Annotated in this window: 16 protein-coding genes and 1 tRNA gene; 12 read left to right on the top strand and 5 right to left on the bottom strand. The window is 61.9% G+C overall.

Annotated elements, in window-relative coordinates:
- The first annotated feature begins 3 nt into the window (after positions 1-3).
- On the top strand, positions 4-327 hold the full coding sequence (locus WNZ15_RS20405) for a YrhK family protein (protein WP_342894868.1): 324 nt from the start codon (positions 4-6) through the stop codon (positions 325-327).
- On the top strand, positions 324-1,823 hold the full coding sequence (locus WNZ15_RS20400) for a cobyric acid synthase (RefSeq protein ID WP_342894867.1): 1,500 nt from the start codon (positions 324-326) through the stop codon (positions 1,821-1,823). The genes WNZ15_RS20405 and WNZ15_RS20400 overlap by 4 nt, the downstream gene beginning before the upstream one ends.
- A gap of 36 nt (positions 1,824-1,859) precedes the next feature.
- On the opposite strand, the gene cbiB is transcribed toward WNZ15_RS20400, so the two are convergent.
- From cbiB to WNZ15_RS20385, 3 genes are all read right to left on the bottom strand, one after another.
- Entirely contained in the window at positions 1,860-2,834 is a 975-nt protein-coding gene (cbiB, locus tag WNZ15_RS20395) for an adenosylcobinamide-phosphate synthase CbiB (protein WP_342894866.1), read from the bottom strand.
- A gap of 9 nt (positions 2,835-2,843) precedes the next feature.
- A complete protein-coding gene (cobD, locus tag WNZ15_RS20390) occupies positions 2,844-3,872 on the bottom strand; it encodes a threonine-phosphate decarboxylase CobD (protein ID WP_342894865.1) in 1,029 nt (342 codons plus the stop codon).
- A 258-nt stretch (positions 3,873-4,130) separates the two neighbouring features.
- Positions 4,131-4,204: transfer RNA gene (locus tag WNZ15_RS20385), tRNA-Cys, on the bottom strand.
- A gap of 234 nt (positions 4,205-4,438) precedes the next feature.
- Here WNZ15_RS20385 and WNZ15_RS20380 point away from each other — a divergent pair.
- From WNZ15_RS20380 to WNZ15_RS20370, 3 genes are all read left to right on the top strand, one after another.
- Positions 4,439-5,101, top strand: coding sequence for a protein-L-isoaspartate O-methyltransferase (locus WNZ15_RS20380; protein WP_342894864.1), 663 nt, complete (start codon positions 4,439-4,441; stop codon positions 5,099-5,101).
- A gap of 214 nt (positions 5,102-5,315) precedes the next feature.
- Positions 5,316-6,707, top strand: coding sequence for a TolC family outer membrane protein (locus WNZ15_RS20375; protein WP_342894863.1), 1,392 nt, complete (start codon positions 5,316-5,318; stop codon positions 6,705-6,707).
- Positions 6,708-6,992: 285 nt separating this feature from the next.
- Entirely contained in the window at positions 6,993-7,778 is a 786-nt protein-coding gene (locus WNZ15_RS20370; protein ID WP_342894862.1) for a DUF2497 domain-containing protein, read from the top strand.
- Positions 7,779-7,811: 33 nt separating this feature from the next.
- On the opposite strand, the gene WNZ15_RS20365 is transcribed toward WNZ15_RS20370, so the two are convergent.
- Positions 7,812-8,240 (bottom strand): DUF1284 domain-containing protein, encoded by a 429-nt coding sequence (locus WNZ15_RS20365; protein WP_342894861.1) that lies wholly within the window; start codon positions 8,238-8,240, stop codon positions 7,812-7,814.
- A 204-nt stretch (positions 8,241-8,444) separates the two neighbouring features.
- Here WNZ15_RS20365 and WNZ15_RS20360 point away from each other — a divergent pair, with 204 nt between their 5' ends.
- Positions 8,445-11,537 carry a valine--tRNA ligase gene (locus tag WNZ15_RS20360; RefSeq protein ID WP_342894860.1) on the top strand — a complete coding sequence of 1,031 codons (3,093 nt, stop codon included), beginning with the start codon at positions 8,445-8,447 and terminating at the stop codon, positions 11,535-11,537.
- 115 nt (positions 11,538-11,652) lie between these two features.
- On the top strand, positions 11,653-12,201 hold the full coding sequence (locus WNZ15_RS20355) for a DUF2155 domain-containing protein (protein WP_342894859.1): 549 nt from the start codon (positions 11,653-11,655) through the stop codon (positions 12,199-12,201).
- Positions 12,202-12,420: 219 nt separating this feature from the next.
- Here WNZ15_RS20355 and WNZ15_RS20350 read toward each other — a convergent pair whose 3' ends face one another.
- On the bottom strand, positions 12,421-13,089 hold the full coding sequence (locus tag WNZ15_RS20350) for an alpha/beta hydrolase (RefSeq protein WP_342894858.1): 669 nt from the start codon (positions 13,087-13,089) through the stop codon (positions 12,421-12,423).
- A 297-nt stretch (positions 13,090-13,386) separates the two neighbouring features.
- On the opposite strand from WNZ15_RS20350, the gene WNZ15_RS20345 reads away from it, so the two are divergent.
- From WNZ15_RS20345 to WNZ15_RS20325, 5 genes are all read left to right on the top strand, one after another.
- Complete coding sequence (locus tag WNZ15_RS20345; RefSeq protein WP_342894857.1) at positions 13,387-14,556, top strand: cysteine desulfurase family protein; 1,170 nt, start codon at positions 13,387-13,389, stop codon at positions 14,554-14,556.
- Positions 14,557-14,689: 133 nt separating this feature from the next.
- A complete protein-coding gene (gene sufB, locus WNZ15_RS20340) occupies positions 14,690-16,162 on the top strand; it encodes a Fe-S cluster assembly protein SufB (RefSeq protein WP_342894856.1) in 1,473 nt (490 codons plus the stop codon).
- 63 nt (positions 16,163-16,225) lie between these two features.
- A complete protein-coding gene (sufC, locus tag WNZ15_RS20335) occupies positions 16,226-16,981 on the top strand; it encodes a Fe-S cluster assembly ATPase SufC (protein WP_342894855.1) in 756 nt (251 codons plus the stop codon).
- Positions 16,982-16,994: 13 nt separating this feature from the next.
- Positions 16,995-18,314, top strand: a complete 1,320-nt coding sequence (locus WNZ15_RS20330; RefSeq protein WP_342894854.1) for a SufD family Fe-S cluster assembly protein — start codon at positions 16,995-16,997, stop codon at positions 18,312-18,314.
- 36 nt (positions 18,315-18,350) lie between these two features.
- Complete coding sequence (locus WNZ15_RS20325) at positions 18,351-19,607, top strand: cysteine desulfurase (RefSeq protein ID WP_342894853.1); 1,257 nt, start codon at positions 18,351-18,353, stop codon at positions 19,605-19,607.
- The last annotated feature ends 5 nt before the right edge of the window (positions 19,608-19,612 follow it).

The following is a 19,612-nucleotide window of genomic DNA, read 5'->3' as shown; positions in this document are numbered from 1 at the left end:
GCGATGAGCAAGCTCTTTGATCACAGTGTCCGCACCGCCACGGCGTGTCACGCGGAAACCGTCCGCAAGTTCGAACTCTATCGGACGCTGGTGGAGTTTCTGGCCGCGCTGTTCTTCGTCATCGGGAGTGTCTTTTTCTTTTATGAAAGCCTGACTTATGCCGGAACCTGGCTGTTTCTGATCGGCTCGATCCTGTTCGCTGCCCGCCCGACTGTCCGCCTGTTGCTGGAACTGCGTCTCGCCAATCTGCCGGTGCCACCTGAATTCCGGCCCTATGGTGCCAGTCCCGAAAGCAGCAGGGCGGGCAGGGACAGATCGAAAGAATGAGCGCAGTCGGGAACGGGCGCCGGGTGCCAGCCGTCATGGTGCAGGGCACCGGATCGAACGTCGGCAAGAGCCTTATCGTGGCGGGGCTCTGCCGCCTGTTTGCCAATCGCGGTCTCGCTGTCCGGCCCTTCAAGCCCCAGAACATGTCCAACAACGCAGCCGTGACCGGCGACGGCGGCGAAATCGGCCGGGCGCAGGCGCTGCAGGCGATGGGTTGCCGGGTGGCGCCGAGTGTCCATATGAACCCGGTGCTGCTGAAGCCGGAAACGGACACGGGCGCACAGGTGATCGTGCAGGGAAAGCGGTACGGCACCCTGCGTGCACGTGAATACGGAAAACAGAAAGCGCTTCTTCTTCCAAAGGTTATCGAGAGTTATTCAATCAATTCCGCAGAAGCGGATCTGGTGATCGTGGAAGGCGCCGGCAGCCCGGCGGAAATCAATCTGCGTGCGGGCGACATTGCCAACATGGGCTTTGCCGGCGCGGCCGATCTGCCTGTGATCCTGTGTGCGGATATCGACCGGGGCGGTGTGATCGCATCGGTCGTCGGCACGCATGCGGTGCTGGAACCGGAAGAACGGCAGCGGATCAGGGGCTTTTTCATCAACCGGTTTCGCGGCGATCCGGGCCTGTTTCAGGACGGCTTGCGGGAAATCGAGGCGCGCACGCGTTGGCAGGGCCTTGGCGTGGTGCCCTGGTTTGCGGATGCCGCGAAATTACCTGCCGAGGATGCGCTGGACCTCGCCGGCGGGCTCGGCGACGGCGACATGAAAATCGTTGTTCCGGTCATTTCCAGGATCGCCAATTTCGACGATCTCGATCCGTTCAGACTTGAGCCGGGCGTGACGCTCGAACTCATCCAGCCCGGAACGCCCCTGCCGGGCGATGCGGACCTGGTGCTTCTGCCGGGGTCGAAATCGACCATCGGCGATCTGAAATTCTTTCAAAGCCAGGGCTGGGACATCGATCTGAAGGCGCATCACCGCCGGGGCGGGCATATTCTGGGGATTTGCGGCGGCTATCAGATGCTCGGCCGGACGATCTCGGACCCGGACGGCGTCGAGGGACCGCCGGGAACCGTCGAGGGCCTGGGGTATCTCGACGTCGAGACCGTTCTGACATCGCAGAAATCGACCGTCGCAGCCTCGGGAACGCATGTTGCAAGCGGCGCACCGGTGTCAGGCTATGAAATCCACGTCGGCCGGACGCAAGGGCCGGATAGCGGCAGTCCGATGATGCTGCTGGCAGGGGCACGTCCTGATGGGGCCGTCTCCACCGACGGACAGGTTTCAGGCACCTATGTCCACGGTCTTTTCACCGGAGACGCGTTCCGCGCAGCATATCTGGACGCCTTCGGGACGCGTTCGCAGCTGACCTACGACCGGGATATCGACCGGATCCTTGAAGACCTGGCGGAGCATCTGGCAAAATCGCTTGATATCGATGCGCTGCTGCAGATCGCGGGCGGGTCTCGGGAGCATGCATTCGGAGTCTGACCGCCCATTGACGCCCGAGGGGCGGTCGCAGAACCGCTAGAGGGTAACCACGGCAAGCACGGCGACAATGAGTGCCTGAAGGGCAAGAGCGCCCAAGAGGATCGTCAGGGCGCGCGAGATGTCTTCCACGCCTGCATCCAGGCGCGCGGATCCGTTCAGATAGCGGTCGTCGACCGTATAGCCGGGATAGATTCTCGGCCCGGCGAGGGCGAGGCCCAGGGCTCCGGCCATGGCCGCTTCCGGCCAGCCGGCGTTCGGCGAGCGGTGTTTGCCTGCATCCGTGCGAATGCAATGGAGGCTTTTCAGGATCGAACCGCTTGCCAGCGGCGCGACGAGCGCGATCATGAAACCGGCAAGGCGTGACGCAGGCAGGTTGACGAGATCGTCGAACCGGGCCGATGCCCAGCCGAATTCGGCATAGGCCGCGTTCTTGTGACCGATCATGCTGTCGGCGGTATTGACCGCCTTGTAGGCGATCAGGCCGGGCAGGCCCAGCAGCGCGAACCAGAACACGGGCGCGACGACACCATCGGAAAAATTCTCCGCGCAGGATTCGATTGCCGCTCTGGACACGCCGGCTTCGTCGAGCTGCGCCGGGTCCCGGCCGACAATCATGGCGACGGCCTGTCTCCCACCCGGCAAACCCTTGTCCCGCAAGCCGTCCCAAACCGCAGCGACATGGCGGTAGAGGCTGTTCTGGGCGAGGAAAACCGCGGCGATGACTGCCGTGAGAAGCCCGCCAAAAGGAACTGCCGCCGCTGCTGCCTGTATGATCGCGCCGGCACACAAGCCCCCCGCAACCAGGATGACCAGCGTGCCGCTGCCAGCCAGCCTCCGGAAATGGGGCGAGGCCTCGTTCTTGTTCAGGTGACGGTCGAACAGGGAGATGACCTTGCCGATCCAGACCACGGGATGCGGCAAGCGCCGCCAGATCCAGTCGGGATCGCCGGCCAGGGCATCGAGCAGAAGCGCTGCCAGCAAAAGCCAGAGCGCGTTTTCATAAATCAGCATGGAAGCTGGTTAGAGCTCTTTTTGCGCATCGGCAAGAGCATCCGACAGTCGCGCAAGGTTTGCCGGGCCACCTGGCAGGCCAAACCGGATCCAGGTCGGAGCGTAGTCGAAGATCCGGGTCCAGATCCGCCTGCGGGCGAGCGCCTCGTGCATGTCTCTGGCGTTTCTGAGGCCTGCGAGCGCATAAAGCGGCGTTCCACCAAAGACGCTCAGGCCATGCCGCGACAGGGTCAGTGTCAGATCGGCCATCTCGTCGACAAGCTGCCGGTTCATGCGATCCTGCCAAGACGTATCGCGAAGCGCCGCGACGCCGATCTCCAGGGCCGGGCCGCTGAGGCTCCAGCTTTCCAGCAGACCCGACAGTCTGGCCGTCACTTCCTGGGGGCCAGCCAGAAAACCGAGCCGCAATCCGGCCAGCCCGAAGAACTTGCCGAAGGAGCGCATGACCAGAACGTTTTCATTGCCCAGGTGCGGCAGCAGGCTCGCCCCCGGCATGACATCGGCGAAGGCCTCGTCCAGGACCAGGAACCCGCCGCGTTCGCTCAGGGCCCGGGCGATCTCCAGAAGACTTTTGACATCGATCAGCCGGCCATCCGGATTGTTGGGGTTGACCAGAACCACGATCCGGGCGTCCGCGGGCAGGGCGTAGGCGCTGGAGACTTCCACCGGCTCCCTGCCTTCGCGCACCCAGACCTTCTTGTGGCTGGAGTAGGTTGGCGTGGCGATGGCGACCGGCCCCTCGGGAAGAACAAGCGGCAGCAGGGACAGCAGGACCTGCGTGCCCGGCGCCGTGACAAGACCGAGATGATCCGGGACGCGGTAGGCCAGACGCGCCGCTGTGGCGAGGCGTTCCTCGGCTGCCTTTGCAGGCAGCCGCGTCCACGCCGACGCTGGAAGGTCTTCCGGCAAGGGATAGGCGTAGGGATTGATGCCGGTCGACAGATCCAGCCATGTGTCCGCCGGACCGCCAAACCGTTCGACCGCTTCACTCAGATCCCCGCCGTGTTCCATCAAGCTGCCCTGTTTCCATTGGTACATGCCGCCTGCGTGACCGTGGCCGTAGCCGCGGACGTGGACGGGTTCGTCTGACCCGTCATGTAGCCGGGCAGGGGGCGGAATGTATAGATGGTTCGCGACACGAACTGCTCAGGGTGCGGCACCGGACCGGCTGGCACTGCTTGCGACCGCTCTGAGGCAGACGCTTCATTGTGCCGCGAGACTGAATTATCCGGAAAGGAAGTGTTCGCACGCCCGCGTGCAGACATCGAAATCTAGCGCAATGGCATGTCGATGTGATGGAGGCCCCGACCGGAATCGAACCGGTGTACACGGATTTGCAATCCGCTGCGTCACCACTCCGCCACAGGGCCCCTAGGTGGTGTGCCGCGCGTTATCAATCAGTTGCGTGCTGTGGTCAAGTCCTGTTTTCGGCGCTTACGGATTTTCCACCGGCCAGCGTGCGGCGCGGGTTTCACTGAATTTATTAACGTTTCACGCTGCCGCCGGGGGATCAAGCAACGGGGATACTTGTCAGGGCGCCTCCCTGTCGCTAATGAACGGGTTACGAGGCGCCGGCGAGCCGGCAAGTCAAAGTGAGGGCCGATATGACGGACTTTAACCAGTCCCGCCGCAAGATGGTGGACAACCAGCTGCGCACCAATGATGTGACCGACCACCGCATTCTGGATGCCATGGAACTGGTTCCCCGCGAACGCTTCGTGCCAGCATCCAGGCGGGCCGTCGCTTATATCGACGAGGATCTCCCGATCGGATCGACCGACAGCGGGCGCGTCCTGATGAAACCCCACATCTTCGGCAAACTCGTTCAGCTCGCGGATATCAGGGAAGACGACGTCGTTCTGGTGATCGGCGCCGGAACCGGCTACAGCGCCGCCGTGATCTCGAAGCTGGCCGCGTCCGTTGTCGCTCTTGAGGAGAACCAGGACTTCGTCAGTACGGCGACCGATGTTCTCGTCGATCTCGGCATAGAAAACGCGGTCGTTGTCGAAGGGCCGCTCGTGGACGGTTACGCCGCCGAAGGCCCCTATGATGTCATTCTGGTCGATGGCGCCGTGGACGTGCTGCCCGCGGCTCTCGGCAATCAGCTCAAGCCCGACGGCCGACTTGCGGTGATCGAGGGACAGGGCGGCGCCGGTGCCGCGAAACTCTACCAGAAATCCGGCGATGCGATCAGCGGCCGGTTCGGCTTCAATGCGTCGGTGAAGATCCTGCCCGGATTTGCCAGATCGGCCGAATTCGTATTCTGAAGCGGCAACCCGGCGTTGCAGTCCTGGTAAGTCGGCCAGGGCCCGCCGGTTTCTCGCATTTCCCTTGTTCGGTTACCGGCATCCGCTGGGGCAACTTGTTGCCATTAAGCCGCACTCCCGGAAATTTGCCCCCTGCGACCCGTAAACGGTTGAAGAATAACACCGGTCAGTTTACTCAACTCAGGTGAGTGGGTTGGTCCGGAAGGAGTATGGCGTGTCTGGTCGTTCAACGCTAAAAGCAGTTGCTGTCGCGGTTGGCCTGTTGGGGGGCGTGTCCGTGCAGGCGCTGACCGGGCCTTTAGTGTCCTCCGCCAATGCGGAAACCATCCGCGAGTCCCTTGGACTGGCCTATTCAAACAATCCGACACTGAACGCGGCCCGGGCGGCATTGCGCGGCGTTGACGAAAACGTGCCGCAGGCATTGTCCGGCTGGCGGCCGACGGTCACCGCAGCGGGATCCGCGGGGCGTCTTGCAACGGGAACCGATTCCAATATCGACTACCGGAACAACGCCTCCATCTCCCTGACCATCAGCCAGACCCTGTTTCGCGGGTTCAGGACTGTCAATTCCACCCGCCAGGCGGAAGCGGTTGTGCGGGCCCAGCGCGAAAGCCTGATGTCGACCGAGCAGGACACCCTTCTGGATGCCGCCACCGCCTATGTCGATGTCATCCGCGACACGGCTCTGGTCTCCCTGCAGCGCAGCGATCTTGCCTTTCTGCAGGAGCAGGTCCGGGCCGCACGTGACCGGTTCGATGTCGGGGAGGGAACGCGGACGGACGTGAGTCAGGCAGAGGCCCGTGCCGCGGAAGCCCGGGCAAGCCTCAACACGTCGCTTGCCAACCTGAACACGAGCCGAGCGATCTACCGCCAGGTGATCGGCATCGAGGCGAACAGCCTGTCCGCGGACACCGGCATCAGCCGGTATGTGCCCAAGTCGATCGAACACGCGCTTCAGGAAAGCGAGGCGCACCAGCCTCTGGTCCGGCAGGCGGCCCATCTGGTCGATGCGGCTCTGTTCAACATCAAGGCCATCGAGGGCGAATTGCTGCCGACCGTTACCCTGGACGGCAGCCTGTCGCGATCCTGGAAGCCGTCTGCAACGACGGACTACAGCGACAACGCGCAGATTTTCGGCAATGTCAGCATTCCGCTCTACCAGAGCGGCCAGGTATCGTCGCGTGTCCGCCAGGCCAAGGAAGAACTCGGCCAGACCAGGCTTCAGCTTGATGTCACGCGCGACCAGGTTCGCGCCAACGTGATTTCCGCCTGGGGCAACTACCAGGCTGCCGAAGCGTCCATCGTGGCCGCACAGGCTGCCGTCGAAGCACAGCAGCTTGCCCTGGAAGGCGTGATCGAGGAACAGCGTGTCGGACAGCGCACGACTCTCGATGTTCTGGATGCGCAGCGGGAACTGGTGACCCAGCAGTCCAATCTTGTTACCGCGCAGCGCAACCGGATCGTGGGCGGCTACCAGCTCGTCGCGGCGATCGGCCGGCTGGACGCGGACTCGCTCGGGCTGAATGTCGCCCGTTACAATCCCAAGCAGCATTACCAGGCGGTCCGCGACAAGTGGATCGGCCTGCGTACGCCGGACGGCCGGTAAGACTTCGGCAACTTCTTTTCTGCACCATCGTGGCTGAGCTTTGAAAAGGCTCGGCTGCGCAACTCCTTTTGCCGGGCTTTTTCAAAAAAACAGTGCTGTCTTTCAATACGAAAGCACGGCGAAACGCGTCTGCGAATGGCTTTTTCCGAGTTAAAAGGGGAAAAGGCGTTGGTAGAGTGCGCGGTTGCTTTGCGCCTAACTTACGGACCCGCATACTTTCGGTTATCGAATCAGTCAGGACAAACTGGTTGTTTCTGAGCGTAGCCGAGCAGTACGGGGGAAGTCATGGCACAGGCGAAAAAGGCTGAAGAGCCGTCGATGGAGGAAATCCTCGCATCGATCCGCCGAATCATATCCGATGAAGACTCCCAGGGAGCCGACGCAGGGGAAGCCGGCGCAGGCGAAGAAGTTGAAACACCAGCAGAAGATGAGGCGGCGGACGACATGAGCGATGCCTCCGAGATGTCCCAGGACGACCTCGACAAGTTGTTCGACATGGACGACGACGTTGTCGAGGATACACCGGTGGAAGACGATGGCGCCGATGACATGGCCGCCGCGATGGAAGCTGATGACATGGCGGCGGCCATGGAAGCCGATGCTGAAGAAGACGAAGCAGACGAAGCAGACGATGTTCTGGAACTGACCGAGGAACTCGCCGTAGCCGAGGACGCCCTCGACATGGTCGAGGGGCTGGCGGAAGACCTCGACGGGGGAGCGGGTGACCTTTCCTTCGCCGAACCGCCTGAGCCCGAACCCGCGCCGGAGCCAGAGCCAGAGCCAGAGCCAGAGCCGTACCCGGAATCGTCGATGGCTACCATGCCGGTCCCGGACGACCTTCCCAATGTCGCCATGGACAGCCCGCTGACCTCCGTAGATACCGGCGAGGTCGTGCACGCCGCATTCGACAATCTGTCCAACATGTTCGTGGGGTCGCAGGCCCAGACCGTCGAGGAACTGGTCAAGGACATGCTGCGGCCGATGCTCAAGGCCTGGCTTGACCAGAACCTGCCGGGCATGGTCGAGCAGATGGTGCAGAAGGAAATCCAGCGGGTCACCCGTCGCCGCTGACACGCCAGGACCTGGGCCGGCACTTCGCTTGCTTCATTCAGGGGGCGCCAGCTGGCATCCCCTGTAATTGTTTCTGGCGATCCGGGTGCACAAGGCCTGCCACTCACATGAGGTGCAGGCGGTCCGGATCGATGCGGCCGCGAAGGCATCCCGGAGCTGCTGCGTTGTCGCCGCGTCGAGCCTCAGGAGATTTCCGGGCGCAAGCTCCCGTCCAACGACCGACCCGATCGCCTGCGCGGCCAGGTTATCCCGTTCCCTGACGCTGTCATTGTGGCAGTGACAGACGTTCTCGTTCAGCATCGGCGCGCAGATTTCGTCCGGACCTCCGACCAGCCGGATGCCCTCGCCGGCATTGAGCCTGTCGATGACGGCGCTGTAATTGCGCACGAAATCTTCGGTGTAGCCCTTGCCGAGATAGGTCAGCATGCAAAGAAGGTGGTGCGCGCGGATCGAAACGGTCATGTGAAAGCTTATGGCAGCAAACCCGCGCCAACCCAAGCATGAAGGTCCGGACGGCCGGCAGAGGGCATCCCGTCTGGTTCGAATGAACGCACACCCGATGTCCCGGGGCGTTTGGACGACCTAGGCGGTTGACTTGCGCCAGCGCATCCGATTTACACGGTGCTTCACGAAATTTGAATTCTTTCTCCCTTCGAGTGACCCCTGATGCTGGATAAGACCTACGATGCGGCCAGCGTTGAGCCGCGGATTTACGAAACCTGGGAACAGGCGGAGGCCTTCAAGGCCGGCGCCGGCGCCAAGGAGGGAGCGCCTGCGTTTTCCATCGTGATTCCGCCGCCGAACGTGACCGGCTCGCTCCATATGGGCCACGCGCTGAACAACACGCTGCAGGATATCCTGATCCGCTGGAAGCGTATGCAGGGCTTCGACGTTCTCTGGCAGCCGGGCACCGATCACGCGGGGATTGCCACGCAGATGGTCGTCGAGCGCGAGCTGATGGAAACCCAGCAGCCCGGTCGGCGCGAGATGGGCCGCGAGGCCTTTATCGAGCGGGTCTGGGAACAGAAACGCAAGTCTGAAGGAACCATTCTCGGTCAGTTGAAGCGCCTGGGCGCGTCCTGCGACTGGAGCCGGACCGAGTTCACCATGTCGCCCAACCTGTCCGACGCGGTGCTCAAGGTCTTTGTCGACCTTTACAATGAAGGCCTGATCTACAAGTCCAAGCGTCTCGTCAACTGGGACCCCAAATTCGAGACCGCCATCTCGGATCTCGAGGTCGAGAACATCGAGACCGATGGCCATATGTGGCACTTCAAATACCCGCTGGCCGGTGGCGAGACCTATGAGTATGTCGAGAAGGACGCGGACGGGACCATCATCCTTCGCGAGACCCGCGACTATATCTCGATCGCCACAACCCGACCGGAAACCATGCTTGGCGACGGCGCCGTTGCGGTTAACCCGGGGGACGACCGTTACAAGCCGATCATCGGCAAGTTCTGCGAAATCCCGGTCGGTCCGAAAGAGCATCGCCGTTTGATCCCGATCATCACCGATGATTACCCGGACCCGGACTTCGGCTCGGGCGCGGTCAAGATCACCGGCGCGCATGACTTCAACGACTATGGTGTCGCCCAGCGCAACAAGATCCCGATGTACCGCCTGATGGACACCAGGGGCGCCATGCGCTCCGACGGTGTGCCCTATACCGAAGAGGCGGCAAAGGCACAGGCGATCATCGACGGTGCCGAGATGACGATCAACGAGATCGATCTCATCAACATCGTTCCTGACGACCTGCGCGGCCTCGACCGCTTCGAGGCCCGCAAGCGGGTCATCGACCAGATCACCTCCGAAGGCTTGGCGGTCACGGTTGCGGCCGATCATCCGGACGTTGCCTGGATGAAGGGGCAGGCGCCGGAGTGGCATCCGATGGGACGGGCAATCGTCCGCCCGCTGGAGGAAGGGGCCGATGCGCCGTCCGAGTTGCCGCTGGTCGAATCCAAGAAGATCATGCAGCCGTTCGGCGACCGCTCCAAGGTCGTCATCGAGCCGATGATGACGGACCAGTGGTTCGTCGACGCCAAGACCCTGGCCGGCCCGGCCCTGAAGGCCGTTCAGGACGGCGACACAAAATTCGTTCCGGAAAACTGGGACAAGACCTATTACAACTGGCTGAACGACATCCAGCCCTGGTGCATCTCGCGCCAGCTCTGGTGGGGCCACCAGATCCCGGTCTGGTATGGACCCGGACTGGCGACCGATGACGGCAATGGCGAGGCATCCGGCGATGTCTGGGACTGGAATGATCCAATTGCGTTTTGCGCATCGAGCTTTGAAGAAGCCCTGAAAATTGCCGAAGCGGAATACGGCAAGCGCGGAATACCGGTGTTGCTGATCGGTGAGGAACTCGAGGACAAGAACGCCGCGAAAGCTGCAGGTGAAACCTGGCAGGACGGCAAGATGCCGCTTGGTCTCTGGCGTGACCCGGACGTCCTCGACACCTGGTTCTCCTCCGCGCTCTGGCCTTTCTCCACGCTCGGCTGGCCGCACAAGACACCGGAACTGGAACGCTACTACAAGACCGATGTCCTGATCACCGGCTTTGACATCATCTTCTTCTGGGTCGCCCGGATGATGATGCAGGGCCTGCATTTCATGGACGAAGTCCCGTTCCACACGGTTTATATCAACTCGATCGTGGTCGACAAAAACGGGAAGAAGATGTCGAAATCGCTCGGCAACGTTCTCGACCCGCTGGAATTGTTCGACACATTCGGGGCAGATGCCACCCGCTTTGCCCTGGCGAGCCAGGAGGTCCAGTCCCGCCGGACGCTGCGCATGTCCGACCAGGCGGCAGAGGGCGGCCAGCGCTTTGCGACCAAGCTCTGGAACGCCGCCCGCTTCGCGGAAATGAACGGATGCGCGCGGGTAGCCGGGTTCGATCCGGCGGCGACGCGGCACACGCTGAACCGGTGGATCGCAACGGAAACGGGGCGCTGTATCGACGAAGTCACCGCTGCTCTGGAAGATCTCCGGTTCAATGACGCCGCCAGTGCGGTCTACAGGTTTACCTGGAACACGTTCTGCGACTGGTTCCTGGAACTGGCCAAGCCGGTGTTCAACGGCGACGACGAGGCCGCGAAGTCCGAGACCCGGGCGACCGCTGCGTGGGCGATCGACGAGATCCTGAAGGTCCTCCATCCGTTCATGCCGTTCCTGACCGAGGAACTCTGGGAGCGTCTCGGGGACGACGGAGCAAAGGCCGACGGCTTGTTGATGCTCTCTGCATGGCCGAAGGCGCGTGTTTCCGACGACGCCGCGGCCGCAGAAATCAATTGGCTTGTGTCGTTTATCTCCGAGATTCGTTCCGTCCGGGCGGAGATGAACGTTCCTGCCGGTGCCAAGGTCGCCGTCGTCGTTGCAGGTGCCAGCGACGAGACCAAAAGCCGTCTGACGACACACGAGGCTGCCATCCTGCGGCTGGCGCGTGCGGAGACGGTCGGGCTTGCCGACCAGGCGCCGTCAGGCTCGGCGCAGATCATTGTCGGCGAGGCCACGGTGTGCCTGCCGCTGGCCGGCGTGATCGATCTGGGTGCGGAAAAGGCACGCCTGGACAAGGAGGCCGGCAAGCTGGAGGGGGACATCCAGAAGGTCGAGAAAAAACTCTCCAATCCGAAATTCGTCGAAAAAGCACCCGATGAGGTGGTTGAGGGCGAACGGGAAAAGATCACGGAAGCCCGGGAAAAACTGGACAAGGTCCGGATTGCCCAGCAGCGGCTCGCCGAGATCGGGTAATCCGGCCGTGTCGGCCCGGAAAGTCGACTTGGTCTTTTCCGGGCCGCAATTCGGTGCTAGCGGCACACGAAAGAACACACGTATGCTTGGGACCTGGGGAATCGACTTGAAACGCATGGCTGAGCACTTGGAATTCGGGAAAGCGCTGACACACGGCGTCGCGGCACTGGCCGGGGCGGCGCTGGTGGTGTTGGCACCTGTCATGGACGCGCGTGCGGAAAAGATCGAAAATCCGGTTGCGGTCTTTTCCGGTCTCGACAAGATCACCGGACGCATCATTTCATTCGATGTCTATATCGGAGAAACGGTTCAGTTCGGCGCCCTGCAGGTGACCCCCAGGGTCTGCCATACGCGGCCGCAGACCGAAACGCCGCTGACTACAGGCTTTGTGCAGGTGGACGAAATCACCTTGAACAACGAGGTCCGCCGGATTTTCTCGGGCTGGATGTACGCCGCCAGTCCCGGTCTTCATGCGGTTGAGCACCCGGTCTATGACATCTGGCTGACGGACTGCAAACTGGCCTCCCGGGTTCCGCCGCCGGAAGACTATGCCGGTCCGCCGATCCAGGGCGTCGTTGCCGAGGGTGAAGACCCGCTGGCCGGTCCCGACGACGGCGTCGACAGCGGCCCGGGTGTGCCCCGGCCGAAGCCGTTTCAGGGCTGAACCGGTTCAACTCCAGAACCGTTTTACGGGGGCTGCAGCCGATTGGCAGACACCGTTCACACGGTTCCTGAGCCTATCGGGCGATGCACAGTTCATGGACCGCGGGCGCTCCCGAGAGTGGACCGGTCTGCTTTTGTCTTTGCCCGCACGCCACTTTCAGACAAAAAAGTTCAGACACAAAAAAGCCCGCCATCGCGGCGGGCTTTTGCCAACTGTGTATCAGTCGATGTCGATGTAGTCGTTCGGTGAAAGCCCGAGGCGTCCGTCCACGTAGGTCCCGCAGCGGTCCATCAGTTCATCGATGTCGTTTTCGAAGAAATGGTTGGCGCCCGGGATGGTTTCGTGATCGATGACGATGCCCTTCTGGGTCTTGAGCTTGTCGACCAGTGTTTGCACATCCTTTTGCGGCACGACCTTGTCGTTGTCGCCATGGACAATCAGGCCGGAGGACGGGCAGGGGGCCAGGAACGAGAAGTCGTGCAGATTGGCGGGCGGAGCAACTGAGATGAAGCCTTCCACTTCCGGACGGCGCATCAGAAGCTGCATGCCGATCCAGGCGCCGAAGGAGAAGCCGGCGATCCAGCACGCGCGCGCATCCGTGTGCACTGTCTGCACCCAGTCGAGTGCAGCCGCGGCATCGGACAATTCGCCCTGGCCGTGATCGAAGGTTCCCTGAGAGCGGCCGACACCGCGAAAATTGAAACGCAGAACCGCGAATCCGCGCCGCGCGAACATGTAATACATCTGGTAGACGATCTGGTTGTTCATCGTTCCGCCGAATTGCGGATGCAGATGCAGGACCAGGGCGATGGGGGCGTTGCGCTTTCTGGCGGGATGGAACCGGCCCTCGAGCCGGCCGGCGGGCCCGTTGAAGATCACCTCAGGCATGAAGAACTGTGTCCTTGTCATATTGTCGCGCAGGGCATCCGGCGCGCGAATTTTGGGGGTCTGGATACGTGGTTTCCCGTAAGACTAAACTTGACTCTCAGTCTCCAAGTTTCTAGAACCCTGTTTAGAATTGTTCGAAAGTTCGCATCGTCCCTCAAAGGCAGCAATGCTCGGTTCGACCGATTTGGGGGTGTTATCGTCACCACAGCGAAAAAATACAAGGTTTTTCGCACATGTGTCTGGCATCGCAGAGAAATTTCGATTCTGGGCAAACCTGATTCACGCTCACGAGGTATCATGCCGCGTCATTCCGACCCGATCTATCTCGACTACAATGCCGGCGCGCCGCTGCGGCCCGCCGTGCGTGACGTCATGATCGAGGTGCTGGGCGAAGCCGGAAATGCCTCTTCCGTACACGGGCACGGCCGCAACGCGCGTGGACGCATCGAGCAGGCGCGGGAACAGGTTGCCCGGCTGTGCAACGCGAGATCGCGGGCCGTGACATTCGTATCCGGCGGCACGGAAGCAAACATGACCGCGCTGACGCCCGTCTGGCAGGACCAGGGCGCTCCGGTCTATCTCGACAAGCTGTTCAGGAGCGCGGTGGAACATCCTTCGGTGGCGACCGGTGGCCGGTTCGCGACCGCCGATCAGGTGGTTCTTCCTGTCGACGCCGCAGGACGCGTGCGTCTCGACCAGCTGGAAGAGACCGTCAGGGATGCCGGCCCGGGTCTGATTTCGGTGATGGCCGCCAACAACGAGACCGGAGTGGTTCAGCCGCTCGCCGAAATCGGTGCGATCGCCGCCAGCTACGGTCACTTCTTTCACGTTGATGCCGTCCAGGCAGCGGGCCGAATGACGATCGATCCGGACGCCTGGCAGGCGGATGTGATCACCCTTTCGGCACACAAGATGGGTGGTCCGCAAGGCGCCGGCGCCGTCGTCGCCCGTTCCACGGCACGTGTGCCCTCGGCCCTGATGGTCGGCGGCGGTCAGGAAAACTGGCGCCGCGGCGGAACGGAAAACGTGGCCGCGATTGCCGGTTTTGGCAGCGCCGGTGTGTCCGCCCTTGAAGAAGCCGCGGACACGCGCCATCTCACGGGAATGAAAGCCCGGCTCGAGGCCGGACTGCGTGCGGTCTGTCCGTCTGCCGTCTTCTTCGGGGAAGACGCGGATCGTCTCGCAAATACCTGCTGTTTCGCGGTGCCGGGCATTGCCGCGGAAACGGCGCTGATCGCTTTCGACCTTGAACGCGTATCCATTTCATCCGGTTCGGCCTGTTCTTCCGGAAAAGTCGGTGTGTCCCATGTGCTGACCGCGATGGGTGTCGAAGAAGAACTTGCCAGATGTGCGCTGCGCGTGAGCCTGGGCTGGAGCACGGACGAACAGGACGTCGACAGGTTTCTTGAACTTTGGCCGAGGATCGTCGAACGGCTTGATCCGGAGGCGCGCCACAGGGCGGCTTGAAATGGGCGGCCCGAGATGGGCGGCCTGAAATTCGAATTCGGCGGCATGACCGCCGGTAATGGGCAAGCAGGGACGATTTCCCTGCGGTAGACACTACAAAGCGGGCACGGGGCCCGCTGAATGGAGGCAAGGCATGCCAGCTGTACAGGAAACCATCGACCGGGTGAAAGCCATCGATGTTGACCAGTATAAATACGGCTTCGTGACGGATATCGACTCTGAAAAGGGCGCCAGGGGCCTTTCCGAGGAGACGGTCCGCTTTCTGTCGGCAAAGAAGAACGAGCCGGAATGGATGACGGAGTGGCGTCTGGACGCGCTGCGCCGGTTCCAGCAGATGGAAGAGCCGACCTGGGCGCGGGTTTCCTATCCGAAGATCGATTTCGACGACCTCTACTACTGGGCGGCGCCGAAGTCCGTCGAGGGGCCGAAAAGCCTGGATGAAGTCGATCCGCAGCTTCTGGAAACCTATGCCAAACTCGGCATTCCGCTGCAGGAACAGGAAATCCTGGCCGGCGTCGAGCCCAAGAACCGCGTCGCAGTCGATGCGGTGTTCGACAGCGTGTCCGTCGTGACCACCTTCAAGGAAGAGCTAAAGAAGGCCGGTGTCATCTTTTGTTCGATCTCCGAAGCCGTGCGGGAATATCCGGACCTGGTCAAGAAGTATCTCGGATCGGTCGTGCCGGTAACCGACAACTATTACGCAACGCTGAACTCCGCGGTCTTTTCCGACGGCTCGTTCGTTTACGTACCCGAAGGCGTGCGCTGCCCGATGGAGCTGTCGACCTACTTCCGCATCAACGAGCAGAACACGGGCCAGTTCGAGCGCACGCTGATCATCGCCGAGAAGGGCGCCTACGTCTCCTATCTGGAAGGTTGCACCGCGCCTCAGCGCGACGAAAACCAGCTTCATGCGGCGGTCGTCGAACTGGTTGCCCTGGACGACGCGGAAATCAAGTATTCCACGGTCCAGAACTGGTTCCCGGGCGACAAGGACGGCAAGGGCGGCATCTACAACTTTGTCACCAAGCGTGGCGACTGCCGCGGCAAAAATTCCAAGATCTCCTGGACCCAGGTTGAAACCGGATCCGCGATCACCTGGAAATACCCGTCCTGCATCCTGCGCGGCGACAATTCCCGGGGCGAATTCTATTCCATCGCGGTCTCCAACGGTCACCAGCAGATCGACAGCGGCACCAAGATGATCCATCTGGGCAAGAACACGTCCAGCCGGGTGATCTCGAAGGGCATCTCCGCCGGCAAGTCGGAAAACACCTATCGGGGCCTGATCTCCGCGCACCGCAAGGCATCCAACGCACGTAACTTCACCCAGTGCGACTCGCTGCTGATCGGCCAGGACTGCGGCGCCCATACGGTGCCTTACATCGAGAGCAAGAACGCCTCGGCCCAGTTCGAGCACGAGGCCACCACCTCGAAGATTTCGGACGACCAGATGTTCTACTGCCTGCAGCGCGGCCTGTCGGAAGAAGAGGCCGTCGCATTGATCGTCAATGGCTTCGTCAAGGACGTCATCCAGCAGCTGCCGATGGAATTCGCCGTCGAGGCGCAGAAGCTGATCTCGATCAGCCTGGAAGGATCCGTGGGGTAAAACCCGCCACTCGAATGGTTATTTGGGCATCGTGAGCCCGTTGAGTTATGAGGAAACATCTCAATGCTTGAGATCAAGAACCTGCACGCCCGCATCGCGGAAGACGAAACTGAAATCCTCCGCGGCGTCAATCTGACCGTCAACGCCGGCGAGGTCCATGCCATCATGGGCCCGAACGGCTCCGGCAAGTCCACGCTGTCCTATGTTCTGGCAGGCAAGGACGATTACGAGGTGACCGAAGGCGAAGTCCTGTTCAATGGAGAGAACCTCCTGGAAATGGGACCGGACGAGCGCGCTGCCGCCGGCATGTTCCTGGCGTTCCAGTACCCGATCGAAATCCCGGGCGTCGCCACCATGGAATTCCTGAAGACGGCGATGAACGCACAGCGCAAGGCGCGCGGTGAGGACACACTGTCCATTCCGGAGTTCATGAAGCGGGTCAAGGACGCGGCAGGCCACCTGAATGTCTCCATGGACATGCTCAAGCGGCCACTCAATGTCGGTTTTTCCGGTGGCGAGAAGAAACGCGCTGAGATCCTGCAGATGTCCCTGCTGGAGCCGAAGCTCTGCGTTCTCGACGAAACCGATTCCGGCCTCGACATCGACGCCCTCAAGGTCGTTTCGGACGGCGTCAACAAGCTGCGCGGCCCGGATCGGGCAATGGTGGTGATCACCCACTACCAGCGTTTGCTGGATCACATCGTGCCGGACGTTGTGCATGTTCTTTCGAAGGGCAGGATCGTCAAGACCGGCGACAAGGACCTGGCGCTTGAGTTGGAAAAGAACGGTTACGCCGACTACGTCGATGCGGCGGCTTGAGGGGGAACGCGATATGAATGCAAGCGTTTCCATCAAGCATACGCAAGCTGAATGCGACCTGTTCGACCGGTTCAAGGCTGCGAAGGCCGATCTGGCCGGGTCCGTCGCCGTTACGGCCCTGCGCGAAGCCGCGTTGGGGCAGATCCGCGACAAGGGCCTGCCTCACCGGCGCGTCGAGGAATACAAGTATTCGGACCTGCGTGCCTTCATGAAGTCGGCAACTCCGCTCGCGCCCGCTGCGGACGCGGACACGATCAAGGCTGTTCTGGACGGTCAGGACAGCTATGCCGGGCTGGAGCGCTACCGCATTGTGATCGCGAACGGCACATTTCAGGCCGATCTGTCCGACACCGGGGCGCTAGCGTCCGAAGGTGTATCCCTGACCGCTTTGAGTGACGTTCTGGCCGGTGAAAACGGCACCACGATGCTGACGCCGCCCAAATCCGGGCCGAACGACGGTGTATTGGCACTGAACACCGCCTTCCTGCAGGGTGGTGTGGTGATTGCCGTGAAGGCCGGAGCGCATGTCACCAAGCCCGTGGAACTGGTCCAGGTGGCCACTGCCGCCGGTGCCCAGGTGACCCGGAACCGGATCACACTCGGCAAGGGCGCGAAGCTGCGGCTTCTTGAAACCTTCATCGGTGATCCCGGCGAAGGTGAGCTCAACACGGTGTTCGATTACGACCTGTCGGACGAGGCCGCGCTGGCGGCAACGCGGTTGATCGTCGGCGACGCCCGGGGCGCTCGTTTGTTCACCTCGATCGCGACGCTTGGCGCCGATGCCGAATTCAAGTCTCTAGGGTTCATCGCCGGTCCGCGCTTTACCCGGAACCAGCAATTCATCAACTTTACCGGCGAAAACTCGGAAGCAAAGATCTACGGCGTGACCATGGCCGGTGGCGACACCCTGGCCGACCAGACGCTCGTCGTCGATCACGCGGTGCCTCACTGCAACAGCCGCGAGTTCTTCAAGACCGTGCTCGACGGCCGAGCAAGGGGTGTCTATCAGGGGCGCATCAACGTTGCCCCGCACGCCCAGAAGTCCGACGGCGAGATGATGACCCAGGCGCTGCTTCTGTCCGAAGAAGCGGAAATGGCCAACAAGCCGGAGCTCGAAATCTTCGCCGACGACGTGCTGTGCGCCCATGGTGCCACCAGCGGTCAGATCGACGAGGATCTGCTGTTCTATCTGCGCGCGCGCGGCATTCCGGAGGCGGAAGCCAGGACGCTGCTGGTTCTGGCGTTTCTTTCCGAAGCCATCGAGGAATATGGCGAGGACGACGTGACCGAAGGGCTCGAAGAGCGGGTGCGCGCCTGGCTGGCAGACCACTAGCCCCGACGCGTCCGTGACAACAAGGAGCAGCACCGCATGACGGTTGCCACCGCACAACAGACTTCCGGCGATGCCGGCTACGATGTCGAGGCCATCCGCAGGGACTTCCCGATCCTTTCGCGGGAGGTTTACGGCAAGCCGCTGGTCTATCTGGACAACGGCGCGTCTGCCCAGAAACCGCAGGCGGTGATCGATGCGGTGACAAAGGCCTATTCGCAGGAATATGCCAACGTGCATCGCGGCCTGCATTACCTGTCCAACACGGCGACGGACAATTACGAGGCCGCGCGCGAGAAGGTGCGCCGTTTTCTGAACGCCGGGTCGGTCGACGAGGTGGTCTTCACAAAATCGACCACCGAGGCGATCAATCTTGTATCCTACGGTCTGGGCCGCAGTCTGGCCGCCGACGGCGGCGAGATCGTGCTTTCGATCATGGAGCACCATTCGAACATCGTGCCCTGGCATTTCCATCGTGAACGCCATGGCGCCGTGCTGAAATGGGTCTACGTGCGCGAAGACGGTTCGTTCGACCTGGATGCCTTCGAGGATGCTCTGAGCGACAAGACCAGACTGGTCGCGATCACGCATATGTCCAACGTGCTTGGCACGGTGGTGCCGATCAAGGAGGTCTGCCGGATCGCCCATGAACGCGGCATTCCCGTTCTGGTCGACGGCAGTCAGGCCGCCGTTCACCTGCCGGTCGACGTACAGGACCTGGATTGCGACTATTATGTCTTTACCGGCCACAAGGTCTACGGCCCATCGGGCATCGGTGTGCTCTGGGGCAAGCCGGAGCGTCTGCAGGCGTTGCGCCCTTTCAACGGCGGCGGCGAAATGATCCTCGACGTCACCGAAGATCTCGTCACCTACAATGACCCGCCACACCGCTTCGAGGCCGGCACGCCGCCGATCGTTCAGGCCATCGGTCTGGGCGCGGCCCTTGACTACATGGATTCGATCGGACGGGAGAATATTGCCCGCCACGAAGCGGACCTGAAGGACTATGCGCACCGGAAGCTTCGAGAAATCAATTCGCTGCGGATTTTCGGCGAGGCGGAGGGGAAGGGCGCGATTGTGTCCTTCGAACTTGAAGGGGCACACGCCCATGACGTTGCCACGATCATCGACCGGGCCGGCGTCGCCGTGCGGGCGGGCACGCATTGTGCCCAGCCGCTCCTTGCAAGATACGGCGTGACCTCCACATGTCGGGCAAGTTTCGGGCTTTACAACACGCGCGCCGAGGTCGACGCTCTGTGTGAGGCCTTGTTGAAAGCGCAAAGCTTTTTCGGGTAAGGACG

The sequence above is a fragment of the Roseibium sp. AS2 genome (assembly GCF_038900065.1).
GTDB lineage: Bacteria > Pseudomonadota > Alphaproteobacteria > Rhizobiales > Stappiaceae > Roseibium.
This window is presented reverse-complemented; position numbering and strand designations above follow the sequence as displayed.

What these genes read in the sequence shown, in the direction of transcription:
- WNZ15_RS20405 (WP_342894868.1), top strand. Translation starts at nt 4, where the DNA reads ATGAGCAAGCTCTTTGATCACAGTGTCCGCACCGCCACGGCGTGTCAC.
- WNZ15_RS20400 (WP_342894867.1), top strand. Translation starts at nt 324, where the DNA reads ATGAGCGCAGTCGGGAACGGGCGCCGGGTGCCAGCCGTCATGGTGCAG.
- cbiB (WP_342894866.1), bottom strand. Translation starts at nt 2,834, where the DNA reads ATGCTGATTTATGAAAACGCGCTCTGGCTTTTGCTGGCAGCGCTTCTG.
- cobD (WP_342894865.1), bottom strand. Translation starts at nt 3,872, where the DNA reads ATGTACCAATGGAAACAGGGCAGCTTGATGGAACACGGCGGGGATCTG.
- WNZ15_RS20380 (WP_342894864.1), top strand. Translation starts at nt 4,439, where the DNA reads ATGACGGACTTTAACCAGTCCCGCCGCAAGATGGTGGACAACCAGCTG.
- WNZ15_RS20370 (WP_342894862.1), top strand. Translation starts at nt 6,993, where the DNA reads ATGGCACAGGCGAAAAAGGCTGAAGAGCCGTCGATGGAGGAAATCCTC.
- WNZ15_RS20365 (WP_342894861.1), bottom strand. Translation starts at nt 8,240, where the DNA reads ATGACCGTTTCGATCCGCGCGCACCACCTTCTTTGCATGCTGACCTAT.
- WNZ15_RS20360 (WP_342894860.1), top strand. Translation starts at nt 8,445, where the DNA reads ATGCTGGATAAGACCTACGATGCGGCCAGCGTTGAGCCGCGGATTTAC.
- WNZ15_RS20355 (WP_342894859.1), top strand. Translation starts at nt 11,653, where the DNA reads ATGGCTGAGCACTTGGAATTCGGGAAAGCGCTGACACACGGCGTCGCG.
- WNZ15_RS20350 (WP_342894858.1), bottom strand. Translation starts at nt 13,089, where the DNA reads ATGCCTGAGGTGATCTTCAACGGGCCCGCCGGCCGGCTCGAGGGCCGG.
- WNZ15_RS20345 (WP_342894857.1), top strand. Translation starts at nt 13,387, where the DNA reads ATGCCGCGTCATTCCGACCCGATCTATCTCGACTACAATGCCGGCGCG.
- sufB (WP_342894856.1), top strand. Translation starts at nt 14,690, where the DNA reads ATGCCAGCTGTACAGGAAACCATCGACCGGGTGAAAGCCATCGATGTT.
- sufC (WP_342894855.1), top strand. Translation starts at nt 16,226, where the DNA reads ATGCTTGAGATCAAGAACCTGCACGCCCGCATCGCGGAAGACGAAACT.
- WNZ15_RS20330 (WP_342894854.1), top strand. Translation starts at nt 16,995, where the DNA reads ATGAATGCAAGCGTTTCCATCAAGCATACGCAAGCTGAATGCGACCTG.
- WNZ15_RS20325 (WP_342894853.1), top strand. Translation starts at nt 18,351, where the DNA reads ATGACGGTTGCCACCGCACAACAGACTTCCGGCGATGCCGGCTACGAT.